This is a genomic window from Pseudogulbenkiania sp. FW507-F1 (genome assembly GCF_058781125.1).
Map to the genome: position 1 here is coordinate 200,662 of NZ_JBYSWM010000001.1, position 23,984 is coordinate 224,645.

Genomic DNA, 23,984 nt, shown 5'->3' on the forward strand with positions numbered 1-23,984 from the left:
CGGCGTCACATCCCGAGCCGGTCGCGCAGGCTGTAATACCATGCCCCCATCGTCAGCATCGGCACGCGGAACAGCCGCCCACCGGGGAAGGGGTAATGCGGCAGACGGGCGAAGGCGTCGAAGCGTTCGCTCTGGCCGCGAATCGCCTCCGACAGCAGGCGGCCGGCGAGATGGGTGTAGGTCACGCCGTGGCCGCTGCAGCCCTGCGAGTAGTAGATGTTGTTGCCGAGGCGGCCGGCCTGCGGCAGGCGCGACAGCGTCAGCGAGAAGTTGCCGGTCCAGCCGAACTCGATCTTGACGTCTTCCAGCTGCGGGAAAGTCTTGAGCATCTTGGGGCGGATCAGGCGCACGATCTCGCCCGGGTCGCGTGCGCCGTACACCGTGCCGCCGCCGTACAGCAGACGCTTGTCGGCGGTCAGGCGGTAGTAATCCAGCAGGAAATTGCAGTCCTCGACGCAGTGGTCGCCCGGCAACAGCGCACGCGCCAGCTCGGCCGGCAGCGGCTCGGTGGTGATCACCTGGGTGCCGCACGGCAGTGTCTTTTCGGCCAACTCGGGCAGCAGGTTGCCGAGGTAGGCGTTGCCCGCCACGATCACGAAACGCGCGCTCACCTGGCCTTCGGCGGTACGCACCACGGCTGGCTCCGCACGCTCCACGCTCAGCACCGCCGACTGCTCGAAAATCTGCCCGCCCAGCGACTCCAGCGCCGCCGCCTCGCCCAAGGCCAGGTTGAGCGGGTGGAGGTGGCCGCCCCAGTTGTCGAGCAGCGCGCCGACGTACTGCGCGGTGCCGACGATATCCTTCATGCCGGCCTGATCGATGAGCCGCAGTCCGGTGTGGCCGAAGCGCTCCCACAAACGCTGCTTGGCCTCCAGTTCATCGAGCTGCTTGCCGGTCAAGGCGGCGAACACATTACCCTGCTTCAGGTCGCACCGGATGCCGTACTTGGCGACCCGCTCGCGGATGATGCTGCCGCCCTCGAACGCCATGCTCCCCAGCGCGGCGGCGGCGGCCTTGCCGTGGCGGCGCTCGATCACGTCCAGGTCGCGGCTGTAGCTGTTGACGATCTGCCCGCCATTGCGTCCGGAGGCGCCCCAGCCGACCCGCGCCGCCTCCAGTACCATGACCCGGTAGCCGTACTCGGCCAGGTGCAACGCCGCCGACAGGCCGGTGTAGCCGGCCCCGATCACGCACACGTCGCAGTGATGCGCGCCGCGCAGTACGGGATGATCCGGCGCCGGGTTGCGTGAGGCGGCGTAGTAGGAGTGGGGGTGTTCGAGAGGACGGTCCATGGTGCACCTGTTGCAATCGTTTTCCGGACGGGCCGAGGAAGGGGCACCCGCCTGTCATCACGATACACGCGTCGAAAATACTCGACAATGCGGGCTTGGCCGTTGGCCACAGGCAGAAAAAAGCCCGGCCAGGCCGGGCGTGCGATCGGGCTGGCGCGTCGGCTCAGTGCTGCGCCGCCTCGCGCTTGGCAGTCAGGTCCAGACCGGGGAGATCGGCGACGATGTCGGGATGTTCGGCCAGTTTCTCCGCCACATAGTCGACGAAGACCCGGGTGCGCGGGGCGATGTGCTCGCGGTGCGGGAAGCAGATGTAGATCGAACGTTCCAGCGAGATGAAGTCGGTCAGCACCGCCTCCAGTTCGCCGCTGCGCAGATAGGGCATTGCCTCATGACCCGGCACCTGCGCCACGCCGAAGCCCAGGCGTGCCATTTCGCACACCGCCTCGATGTCGTTCAGGGTATAGATGCCGTTGACCTCGAGCGGGATACGCTCGCCGTCGCGCTCGAACTCCCACTTGCACAGTCGACCGGAGGTCGGGAATTGGTAGTTGATACAGTTGTGGTTGGCCAGGTCGTCGGGTTTCTGCGGACGGCCGTTCTTGCTCCAGTATTCGGGCGCCGCCACGGTGTAGAGCGGCAGTTGCGCCAGGTGGCGCGCCGACAGGCGCGAGTCCGGCATCATGCCGACGCGCACGCCGACGTCGTAGCCGTCCTCGATCAGATCGCTAAAATGGTCGTCAAGGCCGAAGAACACGCGAATCTTGGGGTGACGCTGGCAAAACTCGCCCATCAGCGGCAGGATGAAGTGCCGGCCGAAGGAGTTGGGCAGGCTGATACGCAGGTGCCCGGCCGGCTCGTCGCGGCTCGCCTTGAGCTGGTTGATGGCCGCGTCCAGATTGTTCACCGGGCCGCGACATTGCGCGTAGAAGCGCCGGCCGTCCTCGGTCAGCGTCAGCTGGCGCGTGGTGCGGTTGAACAGGCGGACTTCCAGTTCCTGTTCGAGCCGGGCGATACTCTGGCTGATGGCGGCGGGAGAGACGCCGAGCTTGCGCGCCGCGTCGGAGAAACTGCCGTTTTCGGCGGTGGTCATAAAGACCATCAGTGCCTTCAAGGTATCCATGCGCTACGGATTCCATGGTAGGGCCGGCCCCTGCGGGCCCCGGGCGGGATCGTCCGGCGTCGAGCTGAGGGGCTGACGAAAATTGATTGGGTATTTCTTTAAAAAGGTTACACCATTCTTTGAAAACAATGAAGATTGAAATGATTTGTGCCAGCTCAAGCCCGGCACACCTCACCTGCGCTACGATTACCGCATGAACTTCCTCCGCCCCTTGCTGCTGCTGGTGCTGACCGTGTGGCTGGCCTTGCCGCTCTCCACCCTGGCGCAAAGCGTACCGCCAGAAGCATGCCATGGCAGCACCGCCGCACCCTGCATGGCAGCGGCTGACGCCGGCTGCCGCCACCGGGCGCTGCCATCCGATGCGCCAGCGTGCTGTCATTTTTACGCAACAGCTGCCCATGCCGATGTCGGAGAAGTACGGCGGGTCTCGCCCGGGGCGGTGCAGGTGGGACACGAACGCGGCGGGGAGGCGCAGTTCATCCCGCCGGTGGCCACCCGCCCCCCGGTCGCCTGAGCAGGCAAGCGAATCCCGCACGCGGCGGCCCGCCACCGGGCCGCCAGGTTCTCCCTCTCAGGACAGCTATCGACCATGAATACTCCGCAACGACTCGCCGTGATCGGCGCACTGATCTTCTCCGGCCACGCTCTGGCCGTCCAGGGCACGCTGTACAAGGACCCCAACTGCGGCTGCTGCACGGCCTGGGCCGAGCACCTGCAAGGCAAGGGCATCACGCTGCAGGTGGAGCCGAGCCGCGAACTCGCCAGCGTGCGTTCGCGCTTCGGCGTCCCCTCCGACATGGGCGCCTGCCATACCGCGCGCATCGGCGGCTACACCTTCGAAGGCCACGTGCCGGCCGACCTGGTGCAGAAGGTGCTGCACGACAAGCCGAAGAACCTCGTCGGCCTCGCCGTGCCCGGCATGCCACCGGGCAGCCCGGGCATGGAGGGCATGGAGGGCATGGGCAAGGTGGCGTACAAGGTGTACGCCTTCGACAAGACGGGGAAACGCTTCGTCTATGCCGAGCGCTGAAGCCCCGTTTCATTAGGCGGCTACGCCTTAAGAGTGCCGGCAGTACTGCGTGCGAATCTCCCTCAGAGATTCGCTCAGCGATACGGAATCCCCATGGACTACATGTCCATGCCGCGTCCTTTGCGCTGGTGGCACTCAACCGGCTTTGGCTCGCTCGCCTACTAAAATGGGTCTCCTCCACATTTCCTGGCTGTCGGATGGGTGAAGGTATTCTTCCTTCGCAACGCTGCGCGACCTTGTGCAGTCAATGCCGGACCCCATCGACTCGCCTGGGCGGCGATGGCTTGCGCTCCGCGCCACCCGTCCTGCCGGTCACACCCCAAAAGGCACAGCATGCTGTGCCTTTTTCATTTCTCAGACACAACATGATGCGGTTTACCGCTTGATCCACGTCAAGGGATTCCCGCATCGCGCACCCGAGCGTCATTCCACCATTTATAGTGCACCTCAACGAAACAAACACCATATGTTGAGCCATGACTGAAGCAGCCCGCCTTTCTGACCACCCCGTCGCCCCGGTCGACGCCGTCGCCGCCATCGACGAATACCTGAGCCGCGCCGACTGGCGCGTGCAAGCCAACGCCAACCAGGGCTATAGCTTGGGCGGGCTGATTCTCAACGTGGCCGGCAAGGTGACCGCCAACTACTGGCTCGCCAAGGTATTCAGCGCCGAGGCCGCCCGCGCGCACCGCGAGGGCGACTTCCACATCCACGACCTGGACATGCTGTCGGGCTACTGCGCCGGCTGGTCGCTGCGCACCTTGCTGCAGATGGGTTTCAACGGCGTGCCGGGCAAGGTGGAGTCGCAGCCGCCGCGCCACCTGTCGTCGGCCTGCGGCCAGATCGTCAATTTCCTCGGCACGCTGCAGAACGAATGGGCCGGAGCGCAGGCGTTCAGCTCCTTTGACACCTACCTGGCGCCGTTCGTGAAAAAGGACGGTCTCTCCTACGAGCAGGTCAAGCAGTGCATCCAGGAGCTGATCTACAACCTCAACGTGCCGAGCCGCTGGGGCACGCAGACGCCGTTCACCAACCTGACCTTCGACTGGCTGTGTCCGGAAGACCTGCGCGAGCAGATCCCGCTGATCGGAGGCGAGGAGATGCCGTTCACCTACGGCGACTGCGCGCGCGAGATGGCGCTGATCAACCGCGCCTACATCGAGGTGATGCTGGAGGGCGACGCCAAGGGGCGGGTGTTCACCTTCCCGATTCCGACCTACAACATCACCAAGGATTTCGACTGGTACGGCGAGAACACCGATCTGCTGTTCGCGATGACCGCCAAGTACGGCCTGCCCTACTTCCAGAACTTCGTGAACTCCGACCTTGAGCCGCACATGGTGCGCAGCATGTGCTGCCGCCTGCAGCTCGACCTGCGCGAACTGTTGAAGCGCGGCAACGGCCTGTTCGGCAGCGCCGAGCAGACCGGCTCGGTGGGCGTGGTGACGCTCAACTGCGCGCGCCTGGGCTACCGCTTCAAGGACGACCTGCCCGGCCTGCTGGCGGAAACCGACCGCCTGATGGCGCTGGCGCGCGACACACTGGAGGAGAAGCGCCGCGTGGTGCAGGGCCTGATCGACGAGGGCCTCTACCCCTACACCAAGCGCTTCCTGGGCTCGCTGCGCAACCACTTCAGCACGGTGGGGGTGAACGGCATCAACGAGATGATCCGCAACTTCACCGCCGACCGTGACGACATCACCAGCGCCTGGGGGCACGATTTCGCCTGCCGCTACCTCGACCACATCCGCGAGCAGATGCTGGCGTTCCAGGAACAGACCGGCCATCTCTACAACCTGGAGGCGACGCCGGCGGAAGGCACCACCTACCGCTTCGCCAAGGAAGACCGCAAACGCTTTGCCGACATCCTGCAGGCCGGCACGGCCGAGCAGCCCTACTACACCAACTCCAGCCAGCTACCGGTGGGCTTCACCGACGACCCGTTCGAAGCGCTGACGCGCCAGGAGGCGCTGCAGCGCAAGTACACCGGCGGCACCGTGCTGCACCTCTACATGAGCGAGGCGGTGTCGAGCCCGGAGGCCTGCCGCCAACTGGTGAAACGGGCGCTGGCGGGGTTCCGCCTGCCCTACATCACCATCACGCCGACCTTCTCGATCTGCCCGAAACACGGCTACCTGTCGGGCCACCACGAGTTCTGCCCGCGCTGCGACGCGGAGCTGCTGGCGGAGAAGCGGCGCAGGCAGGGTTAAAGCACCATGCCCCCGGCTTCGGCCAACCTTTTGACTCTTTTAGAAAGGCAACACCATGAGCAATCTGTCCGAACAACGCCATCTCGACACCGTGCTGGACAACAGCGAACGCACCCGTTGTGAAGTGTGGACCCGCGTGATGGGCTACCACCGTCCGGTGGCGGCGTTCAACATCGGCAAGCAGGGCGAGTTCAACGAACGCCTGCACTTCGATGAGCGTGAAGCCGGCTGAGGCGGCGCGCATCGGCGGACTGGAACCGTTCTCGTCCTGCGACTGGCCGGGCAAGCTCACGGCGGTGGTGTTCCTCGCCGGCTGCCCCTGGCGCTGCGGCTACTGCCACAACCCGCAGCTATGGCGGCGCCGCGACGGCAAGACCGACTGGCCGGCGCTGCGCGAGTGGCTGGCGAGCCGCCGCGGCCTGCTCGACGGCGTGGTGTTCTCGGGCGGCGAGCCGCTGGCCGAGGCGGCGCTGCCGGCGCTGCTGGCCGAGGTGCGCGCACTCGGCTTCGCCACCGGGCTGCACAGCGGCGGGGCGTATCCGGCCAGGTTGGCCGAAGCGCTGCCGCTGCTCGACTGGGTCGGCTTCGACGTGAAAACGGAGTGGGCCGGCTACGATGCGCTCACCGGCGTGCCCGGCAGCGGCCGCGCCGCGCGCCGCAGCCTCGAGCTGCTGCTGGCCAGCGGCGTCGCCTACGAGTGCCGCACCTCGATCCACCCGCACTGGCACGATGAAACGGTGCTGGCCCGGCTCGCCGACGAGCTGGCGACGCACGGCGTGCGCCACTACCGTTGGCAGGCGATCCGCCCGCCCGCGCCGCTGCCGACACCATGGCCCGCCGGCTGGCCCGGCAATCACCATGACATCGCGCTGCGCTTTGCCGATTTCACCTTCCGCCAGCATTGAAACCGGGGAGAACACGGCGGGGCCGGGTCTTCCTTGACTCCGATCAAAGCCCTGCCACCCCGCCTCCCTACAATGTGAGCCTTTCCCCGCAGCCAGAACCCACCCACCATGACCCACCCGTTTTCCCCCCTCGTGATCCGCGGCCGTAGCCTCCTGCCCATCGTGCAGGGCGGCATGGGTGTCGGCGTCTCGGCCAAGAGCCTGGCCGGCGCCGTGGCCCGTGCCGGCGGCGTCGGCACCATCGCCAGCGTCGACCTGCGCCACCTGCACCCCGACCTGATGGCACAGAGCGAACGCGCCGGCGGCGCCGACGAACTCAACCGCCTCAACCTGATCGCGCTCGACCGCGAGGTGAAGGGCGCCCTGGCCAACGCCGACGGCCAGGGCCTGGTCGCCGTCAACGTGATGAAGGCGGTCGACGCCCATGCCGACTACGTGCGCCAGGCTTGCGAGTCGGGTGCGCACGCGGTGGTGATGGGCGCCGGCCTGCCGCTCGATCTGCCGGAGATGACCGCCGCGCATCCGGACGTGGCGCTGATCCCGATCCTGTCCGAGGCACGCGGCATCGGCATCGTGCTCAAGCGCTGGATGAAGAAGAACCGCCTGCCCGACGCCATCGTCATCGAACATCCCAAACATGCCGGCGGCCACCTCGGCGCGGCGCGTCTCGACGACATCGCCGACGCCAAGTTCGACTTCAAGCGGGTGCTGGACGAGACCTTCGCGCTGTTCCAGTCGCTGGGACTTGAGCGCGAGCAGATTCCGCTCATCGTCGCCGGCGGCGTCAACAGCCACGAGAAGGTACAGACCTACCTCAACGACTACGGCGCCGCAGCGGTGCAGATCGGCACCGCCTTCGCCGTGACCGAGGAAGGCGACGCCCACCCGCAGTTCAAGCAGACCCTGGCCGGCGCCCGCGCCGAGGACATCGTCGAATTCGTCAGCGTGGCCGGGCTGCCGGCGCGCGGGGTGCTGACGCCGTGGCTGAAGAGCTACCTCAAGCGCCTCGACAAGTTGCAGGCCAACGCCAAGGCCGACCCGCGCCGCTGCACCCAGGCGCTCAACTGCCTGTCGGTGTGCGGCCTGCGCGACGGGCTCGCCAAGGTCGGGCAGTTCTGCATCGACCTCAAGCTCGCCGCCGCCTTCCGCGGCGAGGTGAGCAAGGGGCTGTTCTTCCGCGGCGCCGAGCCGCTGCCGTTCGGCGACGCCATCAAGAGCGTGCAGGAGACCATCCATTACTTCCTGCACGGCGAGAAGCCGGCCGGTCTGGCGCCGGCCTGAGAACCTGTTCAGGATCTGTCGCGAGCGGCCCTCAGCGGGATGAAGAGCAGCACAGGAACCGGAATGGACATGGAGTCCATGAGGATTCCCGATCGCTGAGCGAATCCCTGCGTGCCAATCTTCGATTGGCTCAGCGATAGATTCGCACGCAGAGCGCATGAGTCCCGATCAGGGATCGCGCAGCAAGATCATGGCCAGGTTCTGAACGTCCGCGTCGCCTGCGACCAAAGCCCCGGCTGCCCTCGGCCGGGGCTTTTTGTTACAGTGATGTTCACTATCGCGTTTTCTGCCCTGCCATGACAGCCTTTACCAGTTGCAACCCCGCCAACGGCGAGGTGGTGTTCACCCGTCCCGCCTGGCCCGAAGACAAACTCGCCGACGCCGTCGCCCGGCTCAAGCGCGCGCAGCACCCCTGGGCACGCCTCAGCGTCGCCCAGCGCGCCGAATGGCTGCTGAAGCTGGCCGACGCCCTCACCGCCGAGCGCGTGGCGCTGGCCGACCTGGTGACGCTGGAAGTCGGCAAGCTCACCGCCGAATGCCTGGCCGAAATCGACAAATCGGTGCAGCTGATCCGCTACTACGCCGAGCTGGCGCCGGGGCTGTTGGCCGCCAAGACCATCCCGACCCAGGCCAGCCACAGCGGCGTGGCGTTCGAGCCCTTGGGCCTGGTGCTGGCGGTGATGCCGTGGAACTACCCGATCTGGCAGGTGCTGCGCTTCGCCGTGCCGGCGCTGATGGCCGGCAACGCCTGCCTGGTGAAGCCGGCGCCGTCGGTGCCGCAAAGCACGCAGAAGCTGCTCGACATCGTCGCTTCGGCCAACCTCGCCGTGCTGGACGCGGCCTGGATCGAGCACGACCAGGTCGAGGACGCCATCAAGGCCGCCGACGCGGTGGCGTTCACCGGGTCCACCAATACCGGCCGCGTCATCGCCAGCCTGGCCGGGCGCCACCTCAAGAAGACCGTGCTGGAGCTGGGCGGCAGCAACCCCTTCATCGTGCTGGCCGACGCCGACATCGAGACCGCGGCGCGCGAAGCCTGCCACTCGCGCTTCCGCGACGCCGGCCAGAGCTGCAACGCCGCCAAGCGCATGATCGTGGTGCCCGAGATCGCCGACGCCTTCGTCGACGCCTTCCTCGCCGAAGCCGGCCGCCAGATTCCCGGCGACCCGCGCCATCGGGCCACCACGCTGGCGCCGCTGACGCGCGCCGACCTGCGCGAGGCGCTGCACGCCCAGGTGCTGGACGCCACCGCCAACGGCGCCACCCTGCTCTGCGGCGGCCAGATGCCGCACGGCGCCGGCTTCTACTACCCGGCCACCGTGCTCGACCACGTCAACCCGGCCTGCCGCGTCTACCACGAGGAAGTGTTCGGCCCGGTGGCCAGCCTCCTGCGCGCGCGCGACGAGGCCGACGCCATCCGCTTGGCCAACGACACCCCGTTCGGCCTCGGCGCCTCGATCTACACCGCCGACACCGAACGCGGCTGGGCGCTGGCGCGCGACATCGAGGCCGGCAGCGTCTACCTCAACCGCCACACCAGCTCCGACCTGCGGCTGCCGTTCGGCGGCGTCAAGGCCTCCGGCTACGGCCGCGAGCTGTCGGAATTCGGGCTCTACGAGTTCGTCAACGTCAAGACCTACTGGCAGAAGTGACGCCGGCGGGCACGTCATCCACCCACCGCACGGCGAACACCCCGCCGCCCTTTCGAACGGACCCCGATGAGCACCCTTACCCTGTACGGCAACCGCTTTTCCGGCCATAGCTACAAAGTCCGCCTGGCACTGATGCTGGGCGACGTCTCGCACGAATACCGCCACGTCGACCTGGCCGCGTCGCGCGCCGAGCGGCCGGACGACTTCCGCGCCGCCAGCCGCTGGGACGAGGTGCCGGCGCTGGTAGTGGACGGGGTGCCGATGGTGCAGTCCAACGCCATCCTGCAATGGCTGGCCGAGAGCGAGGGCGTGCTGGCCGGCCGCCCCGGCGAGCGCCAGAGCATCCGCGAATGGCTGGGCTGGGAAGCCAACCGCATCGGCCTGTCGGTACCCAACCTGCGCTATTACCGCCGCTTCGCCAGCGTCCCGGCCGAGGTGGAAGCCTGGCTGGAACTGCGCGCCTGCGCCGATCTCGCGGTACTGGACGCCCAGCTCGCCCAGCAGCCTTTCCTGCTGGAGAGCGGCGTCACCATCGCCGACCTCAGCGCCAGCGCCTACCTGTGGTGGCTGGACGAGGCCGGGCTCAGCGTCCGCGATTGGCCGCACGTCGCCGCCTGGCTCGAGCGCCTCGCCGCGCTGCCCGGCTGGCAGCATCCGGACCAACTGATGGCGCCGGATATCCCCGGCTGAGGCACCCGCCATGAACGACTTCCTCGCCCGGCTGGCCGGCGTCATCGGTTCGGCCAACCTGCTCACCGCCGATACCGACTGTGCGCGCTACACCACCGACCAGCGCGGCCGCTACCACGGCCGACCGCTGGCGGTGGCGCGCCCCGGCTCCAGCGCCGAGGTAGCCGCCCTGGTGCGGCTGGCGCGCCAACACCGGGTCGCCATCGTGCCGCAGGGCGGCAACACCTCCACCTGTGGCGGCGCCACGCCGGACAGCTCCGGCCGCCAGTTGCTGGTGGCGCTGGAGCGCCTCAACCGCGTGCGCGCGCTCGACGCCGCCAACCACAGTCTCACCGTCGAGGCCGGCATGACGCTGGCGGCGGTGCAGCAGGCGGCAGCCGACGCCGACCGGCTGTTCCCGCTATCGCTGGCCTCGGAAGGCAGCTGCCAGATCGGCGGCAACCTTTCCACCAACGCCGGCGGTCTGGCGGTGCTGCGCTACGGCACCATGCGCGAGCTGACGCTGGGGCTGGAAGTGGTGCTGCCGGACGGGCAGCTCCTCAACGCCCTGTCGGGACTGCGGAAGGACACCAGCGGGCTGGATGTGAAGCAGCTGTTCATCGGCGCCGAAGGCCAGCTCGGCCTGATCACCGCCGCCACGCTCAAGCTGTTCGCCCGCCCCACGGCGCACGCCACCGCGCTGGTCGGGGTCCGGGACGCCGCCAGCGCCATCGCCTGGCTCAACGCACTGAAGGACGCCTTCGGCGACCGCCTCACTACCTTCGAGATCCTATCCGAGGTGTGCCAGAACCTGCTGGCCAAGTATCACCCCGGCCAGCTGCCGTTCACCGCGCCGTGGGCGCTGTTGATCGAACTCTCCGACAGCGGCGACTCGGCCGAGCTGAGCGAGCGGCTGGTGGCCTGGCTCGCGGAACAGGACATGCTGGACGGCGTGGTGGCGCAGAGCGAGACGGAACGCCAGAAGCTGTGGCAGCTGCGCGAGGCGATGTCCGAGACGCAGAAGCGCGACGGCCCCAGCATCAAGCACGACATCGGCGTGCCGAGCTCGGCCATCCCGGCCTTCCTCGACGAGGCCGGCGCCGCGCTGGCGGCGGCCTTCCCCGGCGTGCGCGTGGTCGCCTTCGGCCACGCCGGCGACGGCAACCTGCACTACAACGTCAGCTACACCCGCCCCGGCAACGCCGAGCTGTTCGCCGACGAGCCGCGCGTCAACGAGATCGTCTACGACCTGGTCTACCGCCACGCCGGCACCCTGGCCGCCGAACACGGCATCGGCCAGCTCAAGCCGCACTGGCTGGCGCGCTACAAGGACCCGGTGGCGCTCGCCCTGATGAAGACCATCAAGCAGGCGCTCGATCCCGCCGGCCTGATGAATCCGGGGCGCTGGCTGTAGCACGTGCACCGCTTGTCGTATCGTCTAGCATGAAAACGGATGATACCCCGCCAGGCAGACACCGACAGGAGCCGCCGATGCACCGCCACCGCATCAACGCCTACGTCTTGCTACTCGGCCTGCAGGCCGGCGCCGGCCCCCTGCACGCCGCCGAGCTGGTGATCAACTTCGATGCCGGCAGCCCGCCCACCATGTACGCTGGCCCCCACGGCGAAGCGCGAGGCATCTATCCCGCCATCCTGCGCCGCGCCTTCGAGCGCATGGGCGAGAAGGTCGCCATCCGGGCTCGCCCTTTCAACCGGCTCATGGCCGAGTTCCTGGACGGCCACGCCGCCGCCGGCAGCCTGGTGCACTCGCCCAGCCGCGACCTCAGCGGCGATTTCAGCAGCCCCTACTTCACCGAGAACGTCGCGGTCTATTACGATGCCGGCCGCTGGAGCGGCTTTCGCTACGACGGCCCGGCGAGCCTGAAAGGCTACCGTGTCGGCGTGATACGCGGCTGGTCGTACGGCGCGGCGTTCGACCAACTGCGCCACGAGGGCAGCGTCGAGGTGGAAGAGGTGGAGTCCGACGCGCAAAACTTCAGCAAGCTGGCGTGCGGGCGGCTGGATTTCGTGCTGGCGCCGGAACTGGCCGGCAAGAAGCTGCTCGATCAGCCGCGCTATGCCGGCATCGTCGCGGCGCCGAACTACCTGGTCTCGGTCGGCATCAATCTGGCCATCAACAAGCAGGCAGGCCAGCGCGAGCTGCTCAGGCGCTTCGACAGCGCCATCGCCGAGATGCGCCAGCGCCGGGAAATCGAGTCGATCGTCGCGGCGGAGCTGCAGCGCGCGCCGCTGGCGAACGAACGGCCGTCCTGCGTCAAACCGCAATGAACCCTGCCGGCGTCAGCGCGCCGCCGGCTTTCTCAGCACGATCTTGAATTCCGCCTCGTACGGCGGCACATGGCATTCCACGATGTCGGGCGGGGCCACCTGCAAGTGCAGGCCCACCACGTCGGCATGGAGCGGCAGGCGCGTGACGTGGCGGTCGGCCAGCATGGCGGCATAGATCGCCGCCGGTTGCTTGCGCGCCAGGTACTCGACGGCGCGCAGCAGCGAGTGGCCGGTGTAGAGCACATCGTCCACCACCAGCAGCGCGTAGCCCGCCAGGTCCAGGCTGGCGTGCGCGGCGTTCTCGGTGAACTGCGTTTCCGGATGCAGCAGCGTCAGGTCGTCGGCGTAGCGCTTGATCGACAGATCGAGCCGCAGCGGCGGCGCCAGCCGGTACTGCGTCACCAGCGCGGCGGTGAGGCGCTCGGCCAGCGGCGCGCCGCGCCGCAGCACCCCGATCACCGCCACCCGCTCGTGACCGGACAGCAGCAGCGCCGCCCGGCGCGCCATGTCGGCGACCACCAGCTCCAGTTGCGCGCTGTCGTACAGGCAGGGGTCGGGGAGCGTTGCGGATTCCATGCGGGGTTTCCTTGTGCGGGTCCGAGGGGGCGGCGCGGGTGCCAAGCGGTACGACGGGACATGCCCGGCGCCCAGGTGCTGTTACCGGTATAGCAAGTGGGCGAGCACGCGGCGGCCGGCTTCGGCCAACCTTTGCCGCCCCGCCCGTTGCCAGGCGCGGCATTTCTTGCTGTGATGGCGCACGCAACCCTGGCCGTGGCTCAGCGGTCGAATTCAAAAGCAAGGGCCGGAGTGCGGCGCGGTGCCCGCGCCGCTAGCATCACGGTCATCCCCTGCCTTGTCGAAAGGAGCGCGTCGTGAACGCCGCAACCAAAAACGCCGAACTCGCCGCCGCCACCGAGCGCGACCCGCGCTGGGCCGCGGTGCTGGCGCGCGACCCGCAGGCCGACGGCACCTTCTACTACGCGGTCCGGACCACCGGCGTGTACTGCCGCCCGTCCTGCGCGGCGCGCCGGGCGCGGCCGGAGAACGTGTGCTTTTACGCCCGCCGCGAAGACGCCGAACGCGCCGGCTTCCGTCCCTGCCGGCGCTGCCAGCCCGACCAGCCGAGCCGCGCCGAACAGCACGCGGCCAAGGTCACCGCGGCCTGCCGCCTGCTCGACGCCGCGGACGACGCGCCGAACCTGGCGCAACTCGCGCAGCGCGTCGGCCTCAGCGCCTACCACTTCCACCGCGTGTTCAAGCAGATCACCGGCCTCACGCCCAAGCAGTACGCCGCGGCGCAGCGCGAACGGCGCGTGCGCGAGCAGCTGGCCACCAGCGGCACGGTGACCGACGCCATCTACGACGCCGGCTACCACGCCAACAGCCGCTTCTACGAAACCGCCGACGCGGTGCTCGGCATGACGCCGAGCGCCTACCGCGCAGGCGGCGCCAACGCCCGCATCCGCTTCGCCATCGCCCAGTGCTCGCTCGGCGCCATCCTGGTGGCGCAGAGCGAACGCGGCGTGTGCGCCATCCTGCTGGGCGACGACCCCGACGCCCTGGCGCGCGACCTGCAGGACCGCTTCCCTCGCGCCGAGCTGATCGGCGGCGACGCCGGCTTCGAACAGCTGGTGGCCCGGGTGGTGGGCTTCGTCGAAGCCCCCGCGCTCGGCCTCGACCTGCCGCTCGACCTGCGCGGCACCGCGTTCCAGCGCCGCGTCTGGCAGGCGCTGCGCGAGATTCCCCCCGGCAGCACCGCCAGCTACACCGAGATCGCGCAGCGCATCGGCGCGCCCAAGGCGGTGCGCGCCGTGGCCGGCGCCTGCGCCGCCAACGCGCTGGCGGTCGCCATCCCCTGCCACCGCGTGGTGCGCACCGACGGCAGCCTGTCCGGCTACCGCTGGGGCGTAGAGCGCAAGCGCGCGCTGCTGGAGCGCGAAGCACAGCAACGGAGTAGCGGCGGGGAGGAGCGCTCCGAGCCATGACTTTCGACCTGTTCGGCGACGAGCCCCCGCGCTGGCGCGAGGAACTGGCGCCGGGCGCTGTGGTGTTGCGCGGCTTCGCCCTGCCCCATGTCGATGCCCTGCTCGCCGCGCTGGGCGACGTCACCGCCGTGGCGCCGTTCCGCCAGATGATCACCCCGGGCGGCTATCGCATGTCGGTGACGATGAGCGGCTGCGGCCGCTACGGCTGGGTCAGCGACCGCAGCGGCTACCGCTACGACCCGCTCGACCCCACCACCAGCCAGCCCTGGCCGGCCATGCCGGAGAGCTTCCGCCTGCTCGCCCGCGACGCCGCCGCCGAGGCCGGCTTCCCCGGCTACGAGCCGGATGCCTGCCTGATCAACCGCTACGTCCCCGGTTCGCGCTTGTCTTTACACCAGGACAAGGACGAGCGCGACCAGATCGCCCCCATCGTCTCGGTCTCGCTCGGCCTGCCGGCGCTGTTCCTGTTCGGCGGCCTACGACGGCGCGAGGAAAAGACGCAGCGCATCCCGCTGGCGCACGGCGACGTGGTGGTGTGGGGCGGCCCGGCGCGGCTGCGCTACCACGGAGTGCTGCCGCTCAAGGAGGGCGTCCATCCCTTGCTGGGGGCGCAACGCATCAATCTGACGTTTCGGAAGGTAAGGTAGCGGGAAGAGTTGTTCGGCCAACGTTGGGGGAGGAAACCGACCGACAGGGGACAAGGTACGCCCAGCGTGTATTCGCGGGCCATCACAAAAACGCTTTTGTCATAAATGCCGTTATGGCAAGCTTTCCGCCAGGGATACTGCCGCCTACGTTGAGGTGGCAACACCCTTGATCAGGTCTTTTCCGGCGGCCAACCCGCCGTTGGAGCCCGCCTGCCATCGCCCATCGCTTCCATTTCCCTCAAGAAGTAGCGCCATGCAAGAAACCACCGCCCTGCTCGGCATCGCCACGACCCTTGCCATCGGAGCGGCCAGTCCAGGCCCGAGCTTCGTCATGGTCGCTCGCACCGCCGTTTCTTCGTCACGAGCTGACGGCATCGGCGCCGCCCTCGGAATGGGCATCGGCGGACTCGCCTTTGCCTCGGCCGCTTTGCTTGGGCTGCACGGCCTGCTGCTTGCGGTTCCGTCACTGTATGAGATTCTCAAGGTGGCCGGGGGGCTGTACCTTGCCTACCTCGGGCTCCGTATCTGGCTTGGCGCCCGGAAGCCCCTCATCAGCGGCACCATCGACTCGACCGCCCGCACCACCACCGTGCGCTCCTTTGTTCTGGGACTCACCACACAGGTGAGCAACCCCAAGACAGCCATAGTGTACGCCAGCGTCTTTGCCGCCTTCCTTCCCGCCGCCTCATCACGGGCATTCGATCTCGGCGTGGCGGGCCTCGTCTTTATCATCGAGGCCGGCTGGTACACCCTGGTCGCCCTGGCCCTCTCCTCGGCACGGCCGCGCAGCATCTACTTGCGCTACAAGGCTTGGCTCGACCGAGCCACCGGCGGCGTCATGGTTGCACTGGGCAGCAAGCTCATTTCCTCAGTGCCGCGTGCATGAGTCAACAGGCATGGCCTCAGCCGCAAAAAAAAATCCCCCGGGGATCGCTCCGCAGGGGCCAACACGAGGAAGAAACACCTCGCCAGAGCTTATCCGGCGGCGATGTTTCGAGGGGCTAACACACAAAAGCCTGAGCTCTTAGGTGCGCGGAATAATCTAGCGTAAAAGCTCTAGTTCGTCCAATGTTTAATCAGTCTAAACATATGCCGGCAAGCTGGAGCCAGGGCGCGGCGCGCGCCGTGCCGGCTCGTAAAGGAGGGGGGATGCGCCGGCCCCGGGCGGGAACTCGGCGCTGGATCGATTGCGCCGGCTAGTTCTTCACTGGCTTCTTGGCCAGCATGCGCTGCAGCGTGCGGCGGTGCATGTTGAGGGCGCGCGCGGTGGCCGAGACGTTACCGTCGTGCTCGGCCAGCACGCGCTGCAGGTGCTCCCAGGTGACGCGCTTGAGCGACATCGGCTGCGGCGCGAGCGGCAGTTCGGGGTTGGCCGAGACCTGCTCGAAGGCGGCGAGGATGTCGTCCACCGTGGCCGGCTTGGCGAGGTACTGCACCGCGCCGAGCTTGGTGGCCTCGACCGCGGTGGCGATGCTGGCGTAGCCGGTCAGCACCACCACGGCGGCGGCCGGCCAGCGCTGGCGCAACAGCGGCAACAGGCGCAGGCCGCTGTCGCCGCCCAGGTTGAGGTCGAGCACGATGCGCGTGGGCGGGGCGTCCGCCACGGCCAGCGCCGCCTCGGCCGAGTGCGCCACCGCCACGACGTGGCCGCGCCGCGTCAGCGAGCGCGCCAGCACCGCGCTGAAGGCCTCGTCGTCGTCGATCAGCAAGATGGCTTCGTTCATATCCCCTCCTTCGCCCGCTGCAGCGGCAGCGTCACCCGCGCGTGCACCCCGCCCTGGGCGCGGTTGGTCAGTTCCAGCGAGCCCGACAGGCGCGCCAGCGTGGCGTGCGACAGCAACATGCCGATGCCGAGCCCGGCCGGCTTGTCGGAGTCGAGCGGCGTCAGCCCGGCACGGCGAAGTTGCGCGGCGCTGAGGCAGCCCTGGCGGTTGACGATGTCGAGCTGCAGCGCCTCGCCCTGCAGCCGCGCGCTCACCGTCACCTCGCCGCCGCCGGCCTCGGCGGCGTTGTTGATCAGGTTGAAGAAGGCCGGCCAGAACACCGGCTCCAGCAGCACGAGCGGGTCGTCGCCGGGCGGCGGCTGCCAGTCGAGACGCACGTCGGGACGCAGGCTGCGCCAGCCGTCGAGGCGCTCGGCCAGGGTGGCGAACAAGGGCTGCGCGGCGGGGGCGGGTTCGGCACCGAGCTTGAGGCGCGCCAGCGCGTCGCGGCACACCGCCAATTGGCGGCGCATCAGCGTCAGGTCGTCGGCCAGCTCGGCGTTGCCACCGTGGCTCGCGGCCAGCTCGTCCACCAGCAGCGTCAGGGTGTTGAGCGGGGTGGACAGCGAGTGCGCGGCGCCGGCCGCCTGCATGCCGACCGCCACCAGCTGCTCGTCGCGCAACTGGGTCTCGCGCGCGGCGTCGAGCTCGGCCTCGCGCTCGGCCAACAGCCGCGACAGGTAGGAGACGTAGGCGGTGATGAGGCAGGCCGACACCGCGAAGGTGAGCCACATGCCGATGATGTGCAGGTTGAAGACGATGGCGGGCTCGCCGAAGTCGGGCAGCGGCAGGTGCCAGAAGATCAACAGGCCGTAGAGCAGCATCGCCAGCGCGGCCAGCAGCCAGGCGAACGCGCCGGGAGCGATCAGCGCGGCGAACAGCACCGGCGGCAGGAACAGCGAGGCAAGCGGGTTGGCGGCGCCGCCGGTGAGCGCCAACAGCGCCGCGAGCACCAGCACGTCGGCGCCGAGCCCGAGCTGGAGGATCAGCGCGGTACTGCCGCCGCGCCCCAGCCAGTGATCCAGCGCCAGGTTGGCCGCGAACAGCCCGCCCAGCCCCAGCCCGAGCGGCAGCCAGGGCAGTGCCACGCCGGCCAGCGCCGCGCCCAGCACGGCCAGGAACGCACTCAGCAGCATCACGCGCCGCACCAGCGAGAGGCGCCGCACGGCACGCGGCAGGTCGGGGGTAAGCAGGGTACGGGGCAGGCGCGGGGCGTTCATGCGCGCCACTTTACCACCTGGCACCGCCCTCCGGCTGCGGCCGATTGCCGCGGCGCCCGCCCCGCTCCGGCTTCGGTTATCTCAGATCAAGTCGCTCCCAAGCCCCAGCTTCTATCATGCCGTCATCCTGCCCACCCGGCTGGCCGAGCGTCGCCTCGGCACGACCGGATGGCAACATCCGCGAAAGTCCACAATCATGAAAGCCCTGCTCCGCCTCGCCGCCCTGTATTGCGGCCTGCTGCTGGCGACGGCCGCCGAGGCCGGATCCGGCTCCTACGAAGCCAAGCTGCCCCCCGAACTGTCCGATTCCCCGCGGCTGTGCGACTACGCGCCGTGCCGCGACGTGCTGCCCGGCGCCGACAGCTTCTCCGAGCGCCAAGGCAAGCCGCCCTTCGTCGAGGGCTACCATACCGTCAACGGCCGGCGCGAGCGCGTCGGCTTCGTGTTCCTGTCCACCGATATCGTCGACATCCCGGCCTACTCCGGCAAGCCGGTGGTGACGCTGATCGGCATGGACAACGCCGGGCGCTACACCGGCTCGAAAATCCTCAAACACAGCGAGCCGATCCTGCTGTTGGGCATCCCCGAGGGCGAGCTCACCCGCTTCACGCGCCAGTACCTCGGCCACCACGTCACCGACAAGCTGGAGATCGGCAAGGGCAGCGACGCCGGCAACGCCGGCCTGGACGGCATCACCGGCGCCACGGTGACGGTGATCTCGCAGAACCAGGTGATGATGAAGTCGGCGATGAACGTGGCGCGCCAGGTCGGCATCGTCAAGTCGAAGCCGAAGCCGGCGGCGCGCTTCCTCGACCCGGCCGACAAGCCCGACTGGGCCAGGTTGGCCGAAGAAGGCGCGGTGCAGCACCTCGCCGTCAGCCGCAAGCAAGTCGGCCTGCCCGACGACGCCCGTCCCTATCTCGACCTGTGGTTCGGCTACCTCAACCAGCCGACGGTCGGCCGTGCCGTGCTCGGCGACTCGGCCTGGCAGAGCCTGATGGCGCGCCTGCAGCCGGGCGAACACGCGCTGTTCATCGTCAACGACGGCAGCGAGTCGTTCAAGGGCTCGGGTTATGTACGCGGCGGCATCTACGACCGCATCCAGGTGCAGCAGGACCTCGACAGCTACACCTTCCGCGACCTCGACTACCTCAACCTGTACGACATCGCCGCGCGCGGCGCGCCGGCCTTCCACGAGTCGGGCATCTTCATCGTACGCCACGCCCCGAACTTCTCCGCCGCCTACCCGTGGCAACTGGTGTTCCTCGGCAACAAGATCGACCAGCAGACCGCGCAGAAAACCTTCGCCGCCTTCGAACGCGAGTACTGGCTGCCGGCGCGCTACCTGCAGGGCGGCCGTCCGCACGTCGAGCGCCCCGATCCGACCTGGCTCAAGGTGTGGAAGGAGAAGCGCTGGCAGATCGCCGGCTTCGTCGCCTTCCTGCTGACGGTGAGCCTGACCTACGCCCTGCGCGACAAGCTGGTGCGCCGCTCCTCGCGCAAGGACAAGCGCTGGGTCAGCATCCCGAAATACACCGCCTGGGCGATCAGCGTCGGCTTCGTCGGCTTCGGCGCCATGGCGCAGCCGTCGGTGACGCAGGTGCTGACCTGGGTGCACGCGCTCGTCGGCGAATGGCGCTGGGAGCTGTTCCTGTCCGACCCGCTGATCTTCATCTTCTGGTGGTTCATCCTGATCACCGTGCTGCTGTGGGGGCGCGGGCTGTTCTGCGGCTGGCTGTGCCCGTTCGGCTCGCTCACCGAGGGGCTGTACAAGATCGTCGCCGCCACCCCGCTCAAGCGCTTCCAGCGTAAGCCCAACGCGCGCCTGCACGCGCGCCTCAAGTGGCTCAAGTACGGCGTGTTCCTGGGCCTGCTGGGGGTGTCGCTGTACTCGATGACGCTGGCCGAGCAGTTGGCCGAAGTCGAGCCGTTCAAGACCACCTTCCTGGTCGGGGTGCTGCACCGCAGCTGGCCGTTCGTGTTGTTCTGGACCCTGATCGTCGGCGTGTCGCTGTTCGTCGAGCGGCCGTTCTGCAAGTACCTGTGCCCGCTCGGCGCCAGCCTCGCCATCCCGTCGCGCTTCCGCCTGTTCGGCCTCAAGCGCAAGGCCGAGTGCGGCCCGTGCGCCGCCTGTGCGGTGGGCTGCGGTTCGCTCGCCATCGACGACAAGGGCCGCATCGACCAGAAGGAATGCCTGCTCTGCCTCGACTGCATGGTGATGTACTACGACGACCACGCCTGCCCGCCGCTGGCGCAGGAGCGCAAGCGCCGCACCAAGGCCGGCCAGGCGCTGACGCCGATCGGCAAGGACGGCTACTTCATCCCGATCACCCCGCTGCCGGCCGAGCCCAAGCCGGCCCGGCCGCAGCCCAAGAAGGAAACGGCGTGAACCCGGGCCGGTACAAGGTTGGCCGAAGCGCGCTGCTGCTGGCGCTGCTGGCGGGCCCGGTATCGGCCGCAGTGCTGACGGTGGCGCCGGGGGCGTCGATCCAGGCCGCGCTCGATCGCGCCGCCCCCGGCGACACGGTCGAGGTGGCGCGCGGTTTCTACCGCGAAAACCTGCGCCTCGCCAAGCCGCTGACGCTGCGCGGCGTCGGACGGCCGACGCTGTCCGGCGGCAACCGTGGCGACACCATCCGCATCGCCGCGCCGGACGTGCGCGTGGAAGGCTTCATCGTACGCGACAGCGGCGACGACCTGGGGGCGCAGAACGCCTGCGTCTACCTCGAGCCGGGCGCCGACCGCGCCACCGTGCGCGGCAACGACCTCAGCTACTGCCTGTTCGGGCTGTGGATCGAGAAGGTGCGCGACGCGCGCGTCGAGAACAACCTCATCACCGGCAAGCGCGACTACGCCTCGGTCAACCGCGGCAACGGCATCCAGCTCTACAACACCGAGGGCGCCGCCATCGTCGGCAACCGCATCAGCTTCGTGCGCGACGGCATCTACGTCGACGTCTCGCACCACGCGCTGTTTCGCGGCAACACCATCCACGACGCGCGCTACGGCACGCACTACATGAACTCCTACTACAACCGCTGGGAAGGCAACGAGGTCTACCACAACCGTGGCGGACTGGCGCTGATGGAGGCGCGCAACCAGGTGGTGGTGAACAACCACGTGTGGGGCAATTCCGACCACGGCATCATGCTGCGCACGCTGCAGGACTCCGTGGTGGCCGACAACGTGGTGGCCGGCAACGCGCGCGGCCTGTTCGTCTACGACGCCGAGTACAACACGCTGCGCGGCAACCTGGTGATCGGCAACCAGGTCGGCGTGCACCTGTCGGCCGGCTCGGTGCGCAACGTGGTGACCGACAACGACTTCATCGCCAACCGCGAGCAGGTGCGCTACGTCGGCTCGCGCGACGAGGAATGGGGCCCGCCGCGCGGCAACCACTGGAGCGACTACCTGGGCTGGGACCGCGACGGCGACGGCCGCGGCGACGTGCCCTACCAGGCCAACGACCTGGTCGACCGCCTGCTGTGGCGCTATCCCGCCGCCAAGCTGCTGCTCAACAGCCCGGCGGTGCAGAGCCTGCGCCTGATCGCGCGCCAGTTCCCGCTGCTGCGCGCCCCCAGCGTGCTCGACCCGCATCCGGCGATGCGCCCGAACCACCCCGGCTGGACGGCGTGGAGCGCGCCGCGCTACCGCTTTACTTCGCAGTGAATCCGCCATGAACCCACCCGTGATAGAACTCCACCAGGTCGAACGCCGCTTCGGCACGCTCGCCGCCGTCGACGGCGTCAGCTTCCGCGTCGAACGCGGCGAGCTGTTCGGCCTCACCGGCCACAACGGCGCCGGCAAGAGCACGCTGTTCAAGATGATGCTGGGGCTGCTCGAACCCAGCGCCGGCAGCGTGCGCGTGCTGGGCGCGCCTACCCGCGGCGCGACGTTCCGCGCCGTGCGCCGCCGCATCGGCTACCTGCCGGAACAGCTGGCGCTGTACGACAACCTGAGCGGCGCGGAGACGCTGGCCTACTTCGCCCGCCTCAAGGGCGCCAAACTACAGCAGGTCGTGCCGCTGCTGGACAAGGTCGGCCTGGCGCACGCCGCCCAGCGCCGCGTCGGCACCTACTCCAAGGGCATGCGCCAGCGTCTGGGCCTGGCGCAGGCGCTCTTGGGCGACCCGCAGCTGCTGTTCCTCGACGAGCCGACCAACGGCCTCGACCCCGAGGCGATCCACGCCTTCTACCAGTTGCTCGCCGAGCTGCGCGCGCAGGGGGTGAGCATGATCCTGACCTCGCACATCCTGGCCGAGATCCAGCAGCGCGTGGACCGCGTCGCCATCCTCAAGGCCGGCAAGCTCGCCGCGCTCGGCACCGTGCAAAGCTTGCGCGAGGCGGCGGCGCTGCCGCTCGGCGTCACGCTCAGCACCAGCCGGCCGCTCACCGCGGACGAACTGGCCCGGCTCGACCGCCACGCCCCGTTGCGGCAGGCGGCGGACGCCGGCCAGCTGCAGCTCGCCTGCCCGCCCCTGGCCAAGATGGCACTGCTGGCGGAAGTGGCGGCGCTGGGCGCGGCGGTGCGCGACGTGCGCCTGGCCGAGCCGTCGCTGGAAGACGTGATCCTGGGCTACGCGGGAGTGACGCCATGATCGACCTCGTCGCCATCCGTACCGTCGCCGCCAAGGAATTCCGCGACCGCCTGCGCAACCGCTGGGTGCTGGCGGTGAGCGCGGTGTTCACCCTGTTCGCGCTGGTGATCGCCTACTTCGGCGCCGCCCAGCAGGGCGAAGTGGGCCTGCGCGGCATCGAAGTCACCATCGCCAGCCTGGTCAGCCTGGTGATCTACCTGATCCCGCTGATCGCCCTGCTGCTCGGCTTCGACGCCATCGTCGGCGAGCGCGAACGCGGCTCGCTGGAACTGTTGCTGTCGCTGCCGATCAGCCGCGCCGAACTGCTGCTGGGCAAGTACAGCGGCCTCGCCGCCGCGCTGAGCATGGCCACGCTGGCGGGCTTCGGCGTCGCCGGCGTGCTGCTCGCCACGCGCCTGCCCTTCGCCGCGCTCTACCACTACGCCGGCTTCATGCTCTCGGCGCTGCTCTTGGGGCTCGCCTTCCTGTCGCTGGCGCTGCTGGTCTCGGTGCTCTGCGGCGACCGCACCCGCGCCTCCGGCGCCGCCATCGCGCTGTGGTTCTTCTTCGTGCTGGTATTCGACCTGTTGCTGCTGGGGCTGCTGGTGATCCAGGGCGACGGCCCCGCCGGCTCCCTGCTGCCCTGGCTGATGCTGCTCAACCCGGCCGACCTGTTCCGCGCGCTCAACATGTTCGGCAGCGACGAGCTGCGCGCCTTTTACGGACTGGGCAGCGTGCTGCCCGACCTCATGACCCAACCGCTGTTGCTGGGCGGCCTGCTGACGGGCTGGATCGTGGCCCCGCTCGCCGTCGCCCTGTGGAGATTCCGATGAAACTACGCACCGCGCTCACACTCGCGGCGCTGCTGGCCGGCCTCGCCGCCTGCCAGGACGAACGCGCCGCCAAGACCGACCCGCTCGCCATCAAGCCCGACACCGCCTGCGCGCTCGACGGCATGCTGCTCGCCGACTACCCCGGCTCCAAGGCGCAGATCCACTACGCCCAGGGCGAGCCGGAATTCTTCTGCGACACCGTGGAAATGTTCTCGCTCTACCTCAAGCCGGAGCAGGCCAAGCGCATCACCGCGCTCTACGTGCAGGACATGGGCGCCACCCACGGCCAAGCATCCAAAGCGGACTGGATCGACGCGCACCAGGCGTTCTACGTGCAGGGCTCGTCCCAGCAGGGCTCGATGGGGGCGACGCTGGTGCCCTTCGGCCAACGTGCCCAAGCCGACGCCTTCGCCAAACGCTTCGGCGGCAAGGTCCTGGCGTTCGCCGAGATCAAGGCCGACATGGTCGGGCTCGACGGCGGCGCCCTTCACGACAGCCATATGTGAGATTGC

General features: G+C 68.8%; 23 protein-coding genes. 18 read left to right on the forward strand and 5 right to left on the reverse strand.

Translation table 11 applies throughout. The features are described 5' to 3' along the window. Positions 1-5 precede the first annotated feature (5 nt). Complete coding sequence (locus tag AC3WG5_RS00940; protein ID WP_492567461.1) at positions 6-1,292, reverse strand: NAD(P)/FAD-dependent oxidoreductase; 1,287 nt, start codon at positions 1,290-1,292, stop codon at positions 6-8. A gap of 163 nt (positions 1,293-1,455) precedes the next feature. Then, positions 1,456-2,412: a LysR family transcriptional regulator gene (locus AC3WG5_RS00945; protein WP_008952381.1), complete on the reverse strand. Its 957-nt coding sequence runs from the start codon at positions 2,410-2,412 to the stop codon at positions 1,456-1,458. A 193-nt stretch (positions 2,413-2,605) separates the two neighbouring features. Between AC3WG5_RS00945 and AC3WG5_RS00950 the strand changes: the two genes are divergently transcribed. The 10 genes from AC3WG5_RS00950 (at position 2,606) to AC3WG5_RS00995 (ending at position 12,448) form a co-directional block, all read left to right on the forward strand. Continuing rightward, positions 2,606-2,926 (forward strand): hypothetical protein, encoded by a 321-nt coding sequence (locus tag AC3WG5_RS00950; protein WP_148283000.1) that lies wholly within the window; start codon positions 2,606-2,608, stop codon positions 2,924-2,926. 75 nt (positions 2,927-3,001) lie between these two features. After that, positions 3,002-3,442, forward strand: coding sequence for a DUF411 domain-containing protein (locus AC3WG5_RS00955; RefSeq protein ID WP_492567462.1), 441 nt, complete (start codon positions 3,002-3,004; stop codon positions 3,440-3,442). Between the two features lie 476 nt (positions 3,443-3,918). Further along, positions 3,919-5,652 carry a ribonucleoside triphosphate reductase gene (locus AC3WG5_RS00960; RefSeq protein WP_492567463.1) on the forward strand — a complete coding sequence of 578 codons (1,734 nt, stop codon included), beginning with the start codon at positions 3,919-3,921 and terminating at the stop codon, positions 5,650-5,652. 55 nt (positions 5,653-5,707) lie between these two features. Next, positions 5,708-5,884 carry an anaerobic ribonucleoside-triphosphate reductase gene (gene nrdD, locus AC3WG5_RS00965; RefSeq protein ID WP_294864012.1) on the forward strand — a complete coding sequence of 59 codons (177 nt, stop codon included), beginning with the start codon at positions 5,708-5,710 and terminating at the stop codon, positions 5,882-5,884. Further along, positions 5,865-6,557: an anaerobic ribonucleoside-triphosphate reductase activating protein gene (locus AC3WG5_RS00970; RefSeq protein ID WP_008952377.1), complete on the forward strand. Its 693-nt coding sequence runs from the start codon at positions 5,865-5,867 to the stop codon at positions 6,555-6,557. The genes nrdD and AC3WG5_RS00970 overlap by 20 nt, the downstream gene beginning before the upstream one ends. A 108-nt stretch (positions 6,558-6,665) precedes the next feature. Then, positions 6,666-7,838 carry an NAD(P)H-dependent flavin oxidoreductase gene (locus AC3WG5_RS00975; RefSeq protein WP_492567464.1) on the forward strand — a complete coding sequence of 391 codons (1,173 nt, stop codon included), beginning with the start codon at positions 6,666-6,668 and terminating at the stop codon, positions 7,836-7,838. 296 nt (positions 7,839-8,134) lie between these two features. Continuing rightward, on the forward strand, positions 8,135-9,490 hold the full coding sequence (locus AC3WG5_RS00980) for an aldehyde dehydrogenase family protein (RefSeq protein WP_492567465.1): 1,356 nt from the start codon (positions 8,135-8,137) through the stop codon (positions 9,488-9,490). A gap of 66 nt (positions 9,491-9,556) precedes the next feature. Beyond that, on the forward strand, positions 9,557-10,180 hold the full coding sequence (locus tag AC3WG5_RS00985; protein WP_492567466.1) for a glutathione S-transferase family protein: 624 nt from the start codon (positions 9,557-9,559) through the stop codon (positions 10,178-10,180). Between the two features lie 10 nt (positions 10,181-10,190). Beyond that, positions 10,191-11,573 carry an FAD-binding oxidoreductase gene (locus AC3WG5_RS00990; protein ID WP_492567467.1) on the forward strand — a complete coding sequence of 461 codons (1,383 nt, stop codon included), beginning with the start codon at positions 10,191-10,193 and terminating at the stop codon, positions 11,571-11,573. Between the two features lie 77 nt (positions 11,574-11,650). Beyond that, positions 11,651-12,448 (forward strand): substrate-binding periplasmic protein, encoded by a 798-nt coding sequence (locus AC3WG5_RS00995; protein ID WP_492567468.1) that lies wholly within the window; start codon positions 11,651-11,653, stop codon positions 12,446-12,448. Positions 12,449-12,460: 12 nt separating this feature from the next. Here AC3WG5_RS00995 and AC3WG5_RS01000 read toward each other — a convergent pair whose 3' ends face one another. After that, positions 12,461-13,024: a bifunctional pyr operon transcriptional regulator/uracil phosphoribosyltransferase PyrR gene (locus tag AC3WG5_RS01000; RefSeq protein WP_482584050.1), complete on the reverse strand. Its 564-nt coding sequence runs from the start codon at positions 13,022-13,024 to the stop codon at positions 12,461-12,463. 296 nt (positions 13,025-13,320) lie between these two features. Between AC3WG5_RS01000 and ada the strand changes: the two genes are divergently transcribed. From ada to AC3WG5_RS01015, 3 genes are all read left to right on the forward strand, one after another. Beyond that, positions 13,321-14,433 (forward strand): bifunctional DNA-binding transcriptional regulator/O6-methylguanine-DNA methyltransferase Ada, encoded by a 1,113-nt coding sequence (gene ada / locus AC3WG5_RS01005; protein ID WP_482584049.1) that lies wholly within the window; start codon positions 13,321-13,323, stop codon positions 14,431-14,433. Then, a complete protein-coding gene (gene alkB, locus AC3WG5_RS01010) occupies positions 14,430-15,080 on the forward strand; it encodes a DNA oxidative demethylase AlkB (protein WP_492567469.1) in 651 nt (216 codons plus the stop codon). Before ada ends, alkB begins: the two co-directional genes overlap by 4 nt. 253 nt (positions 15,081-15,333) lie before the next feature. Then, entirely contained in the window at positions 15,334-15,966 is a 633-nt protein-coding gene (locus AC3WG5_RS01015; protein ID WP_482584047.1) for a LysE family translocator, read from the forward strand. Positions 15,967-16,276: 310 nt separating this feature from the next. On the opposite strand, the gene AC3WG5_RS01020 is transcribed toward AC3WG5_RS01015, so the two are convergent. Next, positions 16,277-16,804: a response regulator transcription factor gene (locus tag AC3WG5_RS01020; RefSeq protein WP_008952368.1), complete on the reverse strand. Its 528-nt coding sequence runs from the start codon at positions 16,802-16,804 to the stop codon at positions 16,277-16,279. Beyond that, the gene (locus tag AC3WG5_RS01025; protein ID WP_008952367.1) at positions 16,801-18,063 is read right to left on the reverse strand and encodes an ATP-binding protein; all 1,263 of its coding nucleotides are present in this window, start codon (positions 18,061-18,063) and stop codon (positions 16,801-16,803) included. The genes AC3WG5_RS01020 and AC3WG5_RS01025 overlap by 4 nt, the downstream gene beginning before the upstream one ends. 196 nt (positions 18,064-18,259) lie before the next feature. Between AC3WG5_RS01025 and AC3WG5_RS01030 the strand changes: the two genes are divergently transcribed. Genes AC3WG5_RS01030 through AC3WG5_RS01050 form a run of 5 tightly spaced genes read left to right on the forward strand, consistent with a single transcriptional unit; the run spans position 18,260 to position 23,978 of the window. Further along, positions 18,260-20,452: a 4Fe-4S binding protein gene (locus tag AC3WG5_RS01030; RefSeq protein ID WP_492567470.1), complete on the forward strand. Its 2,193-nt coding sequence runs from the start codon at positions 18,260-18,262 to the stop codon at positions 20,450-20,452. Then, entirely contained in the window at positions 20,449-21,732 is a 1,284-nt protein-coding gene (locus AC3WG5_RS01035; protein WP_492567471.1) for a nitrous oxide reductase family maturation protein NosD, read from the forward strand. Before AC3WG5_RS01030 ends, AC3WG5_RS01035 begins: the two co-directional genes overlap by 4 nt. Before the next feature lie 19 nt (positions 21,733-21,751). Then, a complete protein-coding gene (locus tag AC3WG5_RS01040; RefSeq protein ID WP_482584044.1) occupies positions 21,752-22,660 on the forward strand; it encodes an ABC transporter ATP-binding protein in 909 nt (302 codons plus the stop codon). Then, complete coding sequence (locus AC3WG5_RS01045) at positions 22,657-23,472, forward strand: ABC transporter permease subunit (RefSeq protein WP_200810867.1); 816 nt, start codon at positions 22,657-22,659, stop codon at positions 23,470-23,472. The genes AC3WG5_RS01040 and AC3WG5_RS01045 overlap by 4 nt, the downstream gene beginning before the upstream one ends. Further along, the gene (locus tag AC3WG5_RS01050) at positions 23,469-23,978 is read left to right on the forward strand and encodes a nitrous oxide reductase accessory protein NosL (RefSeq protein ID WP_482584043.1); all 510 of its coding nucleotides are present in this window, start codon (positions 23,469-23,471) and stop codon (positions 23,976-23,978) included. The genes AC3WG5_RS01045 and AC3WG5_RS01050 overlap by 4 nt, the downstream gene beginning before the upstream one ends. The last annotated feature ends 6 nt before the right edge of the window (positions 23,979-23,984 follow it).

Coding starts and splice junctions, on each gene's coding strand:
- AC3WG5_RS01030 (WP_492567470.1), top strand. CDS start 18,260: ATGAAAGCCCTGCTCCGCCTCGCCGCCCTGTATTGCGGCCTGCTGCTG.
- AC3WG5_RS00985 (WP_492567466.1), top strand. CDS start 9,557: ATGAGCACCCTTACCCTGTACGGCAACCGCTTTTCCGGCCATAGCTAC.
- AC3WG5_RS00970 (WP_008952377.1), top strand. CDS start 5,865: ATGAGCGTGAAGCCGGCTGAGGCGGCGCGCATCGGCGGACTGGAACCG.
- AC3WG5_RS01000 (WP_482584050.1), bottom strand. CDS start 13,024: ATGGAATCCGCAACGCTCCCCGACCCCTGCCTGTACGACAGCGCGCAA.
- AC3WG5_RS00960 (WP_492567463.1), top strand. CDS start 3,919: ATGACTGAAGCAGCCCGCCTTTCTGACCACCCCGTCGCCCCGGTCGAC.
- AC3WG5_RS01050 (WP_482584043.1), top strand. CDS start 23,469: ATGAAACTACGCACCGCGCTCACACTCGCGGCGCTGCTGGCCGGCCTC.
- AC3WG5_RS00955 (WP_492567462.1), top strand. CDS start 3,002: ATGAATACTCCGCAACGACTCGCCGTGATCGGCGCACTGATCTTCTCC.
- AC3WG5_RS01025 (WP_008952367.1), bottom strand. CDS start 18,063: ATGAACGCCCCGCGCCTGCCCCGTACCCTGCTTACCCCCGACCTGCCG.
- AC3WG5_RS00945 (WP_008952381.1), bottom strand. CDS start 2,412: ATGGATACCTTGAAGGCACTGATGGTCTTTATGACCACCGCCGAAAAC.
- AC3WG5_RS00975 (WP_492567464.1), top strand. CDS start 6,666: ATGACCCACCCGTTTTCCCCCCTCGTGATCCGCGGCCGTAGCCTCCTG.
- AC3WG5_RS00940 (WP_492567461.1), bottom strand. CDS start 1,292: ATGGACCGTCCTCTCGAACACCCCCACTCCTACTACGCCGCCTCACGC.
- AC3WG5_RS00995 (WP_492567468.1), top strand. CDS start 11,651: ATGCACCGCCACCGCATCAACGCCTACGTCTTGCTACTCGGCCTGCAG.
- AC3WG5_RS00980 (WP_492567465.1), top strand. CDS start 8,135: ATGACAGCCTTTACCAGTTGCAACCCCGCCAACGGCGAGGTGGTGTTC.
- AC3WG5_RS00950 (WP_148283000.1), top strand. CDS start 2,606: ATGAACTTCCTCCGCCCCTTGCTGCTGCTGGTGCTGACCGTGTGGCTG.
- AC3WG5_RS00990 (WP_492567467.1), top strand. CDS start 10,191: ATGAACGACTTCCTCGCCCGGCTGGCCGGCGTCATCGGTTCGGCCAAC.
- AC3WG5_RS01020 (WP_008952368.1), bottom strand. CDS start 16,804: ATGAACGAAGCCATCTTGCTGATCGACGACGACGAGGCCTTCAGCGCG.
- nrdD (WP_294864012.1), top strand. CDS start 5,708: ATGAGCAATCTGTCCGAACAACGCCATCTCGACACCGTGCTGGACAAC.
- AC3WG5_RS01015 (WP_482584047.1), top strand. CDS start 15,334: ATGCAAGAAACCACCGCCCTGCTCGGCATCGCCACGACCCTTGCCATC.
- alkB (WP_492567469.1), top strand. CDS start 14,430: ATGACTTTCGACCTGTTCGGCGACGAGCCCCCGCGCTGGCGCGAGGAA.
- AC3WG5_RS01045 (WP_200810867.1), top strand. CDS start 22,657: ATGATCGACCTCGTCGCCATCCGTACCGTCGCCGCCAAGGAATTCCGC.